The following is a 255-nucleotide window of genomic DNA, read 5'->3' on the forward strand; positions in this document are numbered from 1 at the left end:
TTGCAGGAGAATGCCAGCACAGCATTTTCTTGCCCTTGGTTGCGTCCGAGTGTGAAACCGATATCGCTTACGCATGGGTCCTGTGTGCCATGCACCACGAAACTTTCAACCTCGAAATCAATCCGCATGCCCTTCGCAGTCAGACAGGCAGCGACGTCAATTGAACCGCTGGTATTGCCACCACCATAGGTCGACATTGTAATGAATGCTTCCGAGTCGGCGCGATGGCTGCACTGTGCCTGAGCGCGAAGTGCT

Annotated in this window: 1 pseudogene; it reads right to left on the reverse strand. The window is 54.1% G+C overall.

Annotated elements, in window-relative coordinates:
• Nucleotides 1-197: pseudogene (locus L6D63_RS28500) on the reverse strand (DNA cytosine methyltransferase); the annotation flags it as partial.
• Nucleotides 198-255: the final 58 nt, after the last annotated feature.

The sequence above is a fragment of the Pseudomonas parakoreensis genome, from assembly GCF_021602155.1.
Classification (GTDB): Bacteria; Pseudomonadota; Gammaproteobacteria; order Pseudomonadales; family Pseudomonadaceae; genus Aquipseudomonas; species Aquipseudomonas parakoreensis.